The following is a 1337-nucleotide window of genomic DNA, read 5'->3' as shown; positions in this document are numbered from 1 at the left end:
TTGCCCGCCGCATCGCGCGTATAGCGCAGCGTCCGGCCCGCCGCACCCGTCTGCGTGAGCTGCCCCAGACCGTCGTAGCTGTGCGTGACCGTCTGGCTGCCGTCGCTGTACTGCGAGGCCGTCTTCAGCCCGCGCAGGTCGTAGCTGTACTGGACATTGCCCACGCCGTTCGGGAACGTGCGCGTCACCAGCCGGTCCAGCGCATCGAAGCCCTGGTTGATGGTCTGGCCGTCGCGCTTCCTCAGCGCCGTGAGGTTCCCGTTCGCATCCCATGTGTACTGCTCGTAGTTATTGGCGTCGCCCATGCCCGCCTGGCCGTTGAGCGGATAATGCGTGCGATACAGCCGGTCATGCCCGTCGTACAGGTTCACCGTCGTATTGCCCTTCGCGTCGGTGGTCAGCGCCACCGTCCCGTTCGGGTTATACGTGTAGCTCACATAGCCCTGCTCCAGCCCCGTGCCCACCGCGCGGCGCTCGCTCTTCACGCTGTCGTCCGCGTTGTACTCCGTCTCCGTCACACGGTTGCCGCCGTCGGCGGCCGCCAGATAACGCGTCACGCGGCTCACCCGGTGATGGTCGTCGTACGCCGTATCGGTGATCGGCGTCGGCGCCGCCTCCACAGGACACGTGCCCACCCCCGACGTCTTCGCCGGCCCCCACACGCGCACCACATCGCCCATCGCGTTGTAGCGCCGGCACGTCACCATCCCACCACCGGCCACCGCCACCCCGCGCTGCACTTCGCGGCCATCGGCGTCATACGCGATCACCTCGTCGCTCGCCAGCAGGTTCGCGTTCGTGCGCGTGACGTTACCGCGCCTGTCGTAGGTGTTCGTCACCAGCGCCACGCCATCGCGTTTGACTGTCGCAAGCCGCCCTTCACTGTCGAACGTCGTCACCGTCTTCACCGCCAGACCGTCCGCGTCTTCAGTCACCGTCGCCGGCGTGAAGTCCGCCGCGTAGCCGATCGTCGTCGACGTGCTGCGCGTCGCGTCGATCCTCTGCGTGATGCGCACCGGACGAATAATCTGCGCATTGCTGCAGCACGCCGGCTTCACCGTTTCATACGTATACGTGGTGGTCGGATACACGCCGTTCACCGCGGGTCGCGTGATCGTGCTGACCAGCCCCTGAGGCGTATACGTCGTATCCGTCACCTGCCCTCTGGCATCGGTCGCGCTCGCCACCCGGCCATTGGCCGCGTTATACGTGAAGCGCTGCGTGAGCACGGGCTCGGTCGTGCCCGGACGCGGCGTGCGCGACACCGTCAGCACGTTGTGCGTGCAACCTTTCACATAGCCGGCGGCCGTCGCGCACGTCGCATCGTCATACGTGTA

Annotated in this window: 1 pseudogene; it reads right to left on the bottom strand. The window is 66.6% G+C overall.

Annotation, left to right across the window (positions count from 1 at the left end):
- Positions 1 to 1337: pseudogene (locus HV796_RS42450) on the bottom strand (RHS repeat protein); the annotation flags it as partial.

The organism is Paraburkholderia humisilvae, assembly GCF_902859855.1.
In the GTDB taxonomy this organism is placed as follows: Bacteria; Pseudomonadota; Gammaproteobacteria; order Burkholderiales; family Burkholderiaceae; genus Paraburkholderia; species Paraburkholderia humisilvae.
This window is presented reverse-complemented; position numbering and strand designations above follow the sequence as displayed.